The 3,897-nt window shown below is 47.1% G+C and carries 4 protein-coding genes; 1 reads left to right on the top strand and 3 read right to left on the bottom strand.

Features of this window, described 5'->3' with window-relative positions:
- Positions 1 to 109: 109 nt before the first annotated feature.
- From ROI90_RS21025 to ROI90_RS21015, 3 genes are all read right to left on the bottom strand, one after another.
- Complete coding sequence (locus tag ROI90_RS21025; RefSeq protein ID WP_316000252.1) at positions 110 to 646, bottom strand: AAA family ATPase; 537 nt, start codon at positions 644 to 646, stop codon at positions 110 to 112.
- 382 nt (positions 647 to 1,028) lie between these two features.
- On the bottom strand, positions 1,029 to 1,328 hold the full coding sequence (locus ROI90_RS21020) for a helix-turn-helix domain-containing protein (RefSeq protein WP_316000251.1): 300 nt from the start codon (positions 1,326 to 1,328) through the stop codon (positions 1,029 to 1,031).
- Between the two features lie 238 nt (positions 1,329 to 1,566).
- Positions 1,567 to 2,784 (bottom strand): site-specific integrase, encoded by a 1,218-nt coding sequence (locus tag ROI90_RS21015; RefSeq protein WP_316000250.1) that lies wholly within the window; start codon positions 2,782 to 2,784, stop codon positions 1,567 to 1,569.
- A gap of 627 nt (positions 2,785 to 3,411) precedes the next feature.
- Here ROI90_RS21015 and ROI90_RS21010 point away from each other — a divergent pair.
- Positions 3,412 to 3,774, top strand: coding sequence for a hypothetical protein (locus ROI90_RS21010; RefSeq protein ID WP_316000249.1), 363 nt, complete (start codon positions 3,412 to 3,414; stop codon positions 3,772 to 3,774).
- Positions 3,775 to 3,897 lie beyond the last annotated feature (123 nt).

Raw genomic sequence — 3,897 nt, 5'->3', positions numbered from 1 at the left:
GCCTCCGCCTTAAACGCCTCGTCGTACTTGCGCCGTTTATCGGGCGACGCCCCGCTGGTTTTTGCTGCCATGACAGAAGAAATATACGTCCTTCTTCTGTCCGTCATGCCTAGACCACCTCAATCAAGTCTGCCAGCCCGTCAATTATCCAAAGGTGCGCTTTGGGATATTCCTCGAATAGCTTCTCGACTTTCTTGAGCTTTGTCGCCTTGTTATCCTCGCGGAAGTTGAAGACATGTAGATTTGGAGGCTGCTCCACCACATCCAATACCTTACAGATGTTCTTGACCTGTTTGAGTGTGTTGGCTTTAGGTTGTTCCGTATCGACTAGGATTACTTCGCGGCCATACGCGTAGTTTGTGTGAATGGTAAGTGTGTCAATTCCTGACTTATTGCGGATAAGAGCACTAGCCGCAATAAACGTACACACGGCTGTTTTACCTGCTTTAGGTTTGCCGGCAATGAAAGATATATCACCTTGCACTGCTATTACCTCTCCTGCAATACGAACGACTGGGATTAGGTCTGGTATATTCGAGTTGATGCGAATCTCATCTGCTGCTAAGTCAAAAATTAGAGAGGGTTCAGCCTGTGGCAGGCTATTCTCTTGCACGCTCTGCATGAAAGAAATCAGGTCGTAACTCATGGCTGTGGCTTGCGGGATTGCCTACTGAGAGATTCTATAATATCATCCAAATAGATATTGAGAGCCCCGCCAAAAGGTAGATGTAAGTGGGCAAAGCGTAAGGAATTCTTCAGATTAGTAATCTCAGAGTGCAGGGCTCTGTTTTCGCTTCGTAATAATGTGTCTTCCAAGACGAGTTTGTGAAAAAGGTCATGGTAACCACTATACAGAGCAATCAGAAGCTGCTGCTGTTGGACTTCTATTGAGTTGATAGATAACCTGCGCTTAATAATCTGGTGTTGTCGGTTGTCTAGGTGCTGACGGAAATTGCTTAAGTGGGCTCGATGCTGTTTCTCATCCAGCAGCAATCGGGAAGTTGACATATGGTGCAGCGAATAGGAAATTACTTCCGGCGTTGATATTTCTGATGAGTGCGTCCGGCCTCCAGCACCAAGTGTTTCTGAAAGTAGATGCGGCGGCCCAGACGGATGAATGGAACCTTGTTGTCATTCATCCAAGAGGTCAGGGTAGTCTTAGAAATATCTAGTTCCTGACATATCTCTTCCTTCGTGTACAGACGGTCGTCTAAAGCGGCTTTGCCTGTGGTGGCATCCTGCGGGGCTTGCTGTAATGCTTTACACACTGTTCGGAAGATTCTTTCTTCAAACTGTTCCCAAATGATTTCTACTACATCATGTTTCATCTTGCTCTACGTGTGTTTAGGTGGTTTTTGTGATTGATGCACAAGAGTAGAGTATGACTGATTAAGATGAAAATAGATGTCCACGTATGTCTACTTGTGTCCACGTTTGTCCACTTATGTCCACTTACAAGGGGTGAATCGGATAGAATCACGATAAACCGTGTGCTAGAAACGATAAATAAAAATGGCATCCAGGAATACTGGATGCCATTGAAGTTGTGTTGTTTTAGTTATATTTTCAGCCGAGATACTTCTCAAATTCCTGTTCTGCCACCGAATCAGTAATCTTCGTGTATTGATGCAAGGTCCGATAGTTCTTGTGACCGGTAATACGCATCACTACTTCTGGTCGCATTCCAGCCTCAAGAGCCAGCGTGACGAATGTACGGCGGGCAGTATGGGTACACACCAAATTCCACTTGGGAACCATTAGTTTCTGCCGGTCAGTGCCGCGCATGGTGGCAACTGTTACGAATGCGTCCAAACGAGCTAGTTTGGCAATCTGTTTTAGGTCGGCGTTGGTCTTCTGGTTGGTTTTTGCAGGCAGTGACTTTGCCTGTTTTCCAGCATACTTCTGGAGGATAGCTTGTGCCCGGCTTGATAGCGGGACTTTCAAAAAATCATTAGTCTTTTGCGTTGTAAGCAGGATATAATTTTTGTGTACCTGATGCGGTGATAATGCAATGATATCAGAGAAACGTAGCCCTGTTTCGCAGCCAAATATGAACACGTCGCGCGTCTTTTCCAGACGCGGGAAGTAGTCCAAGTTGAGTTCAATAACAGCCGCTTTCTCTTCCTTCGAAAGACACATCAATTCTGGAGTATGTCCCTCTAGTTTTTTGAAGCGGGTGTGATGCTGGAATTCATGAATGCCCTTATGGTGGGTGGCATTAAGGAATACCTTCAGGTTTTTGATAACATTATTGACGGACGTGTTGGTTAGCTTGACCGTTTGCAGCAAGTAGTTTTTGAATGCTTCGGAAAAGGCTAAATCCAGCGTTGAAAAGTCTAGGCTGTATCGTTTGGCTTTGCCAAAAGCCAGGATGTGGTTTCTGAATGTGATGTAGCTCTTAATAGTAGACGGTTTCACGTCCCGCTTGCTTTCCTCGATCCAGTTTGTGAGATGATCAGAGAAGGTTACTTCTGGCGGTTCAGCCCCTGTGAGGATACGGGTAATAATCGTGCGCAAATCGTCAATGAGGACGATTTTCCCTTTTGAAACTGTAGCCAAGAAATAGTCGTCCAATTCGGTTTCTAAGAATCGGAGCAGACGGTTGGCATTTGAGTAATTGGTGAAGCTTCTGCGGAACTGCTGCGCCTTACTGTCCCATTGACTGGGGAGCACCGATAAAGGCGTGTATAGCTTTTTGCGTTTGCCATCTATGTAGCACGCTGCATAAATAGCCGTTGCAGATGCCGATTGGGCATCTGTCAGGTAGAATTTAGTCCGTAACATGGGGGAGGGGATAAAAACCTCGTCAAAGGTAGATGCATAAAGATACGGGACAAGTCACGGGACAATATTTCTTGTCTGGTCTGTATTCTAATGATTGTGTCTGGTGTAAAAACCTCTTAAAAAGCGTTTAAATGGGTGTTTTAAGGCTGGCTAAGATAAAATGGAATAAAAGGTTGGTAGTCCAGCTGGGCCCACCAAACCGGACTTAGCACGTTTTATCGTGTTGGGTCCGGTTTTTTAATTCTGTATAATGGCTGATAGATAGGGTATTACATCGAACATGCTAGCCCGTGGCTGAAAGCTGTTTGTTGTCATGATGGCAGCGCACAGTATGCTTCAGGAGTCAGTCGGAGAAGAAACTACTTATAAACTGCCCGGCGCTTTGTGGGCTGCATGCCCTCAGAGAGTAGCCACCCGCCAGTTGAAAGGGGCAGGTCAGGGACGAGCGAGGTGAATTAGGTCTACAAAGCAATGAGTTATACAAGTCATGCTTCATTGACTACGGAAAGCTGACCTAGATTATCTTGTCCAGCCTGTCGCGGCGGAAATGAATGGTGGGAAAAGCGGCGCGAAAAAAATAAGGTCAACGATGCGGTACCGGGCGTAACAATGCCGTAGTTTTGCAGCATGCTTCAACCAAAAAACCTGTTGATGAAGCGTGGAACCCTGCTTGGCAAGGAACCGCGAGTAGACCGGAAGGTCTTCGCCGCCAGCGGTTTTTCTGATTTTGCTTCTCGTATTTCTGTTGTTTTTTCTGAGTATTGCCCCTCCACCGTTTCGGAAGCCGAAACGGTTTTTTTATGCCCGTTGGGTTCGTTGGCTACCGTTGCGCAGTCAGCTCATAGCTCTAGCGCTACAGGCGCATCCCTGTGTTCCATGGGTGCCCGCACCCTCCCCGAGCTGTGGTTGCTTCAGCGCCTTGGCTGGCACCGGCAGGTGATTTTTCCGTCGTCGGGAGGGGCCTGTAACACTCCAAATTCTTCGTTTTAGCTAGGAAGTGTTAACAGTAGGGGGTATGTTTGAGCATGGACTATTTGTTGACGGATGCGCAGTGGGCGCGGATTGTGCCGCTGCTGCCGGGCCGGGAAGGGACGAAAGGTGGCCGGGGCCAAG

The sequence above is a fragment of the Hymenobacter endophyticus genome (genome assembly GCF_032464715.1).
Classification (GTDB): domain Bacteria; phylum Bacteroidota; class Bacteroidia; order Cytophagales; family Hymenobacteraceae; genus Hymenobacter; species Hymenobacter endophyticus.
This window is presented reverse-complemented; position numbering and strand designations above follow the sequence as displayed.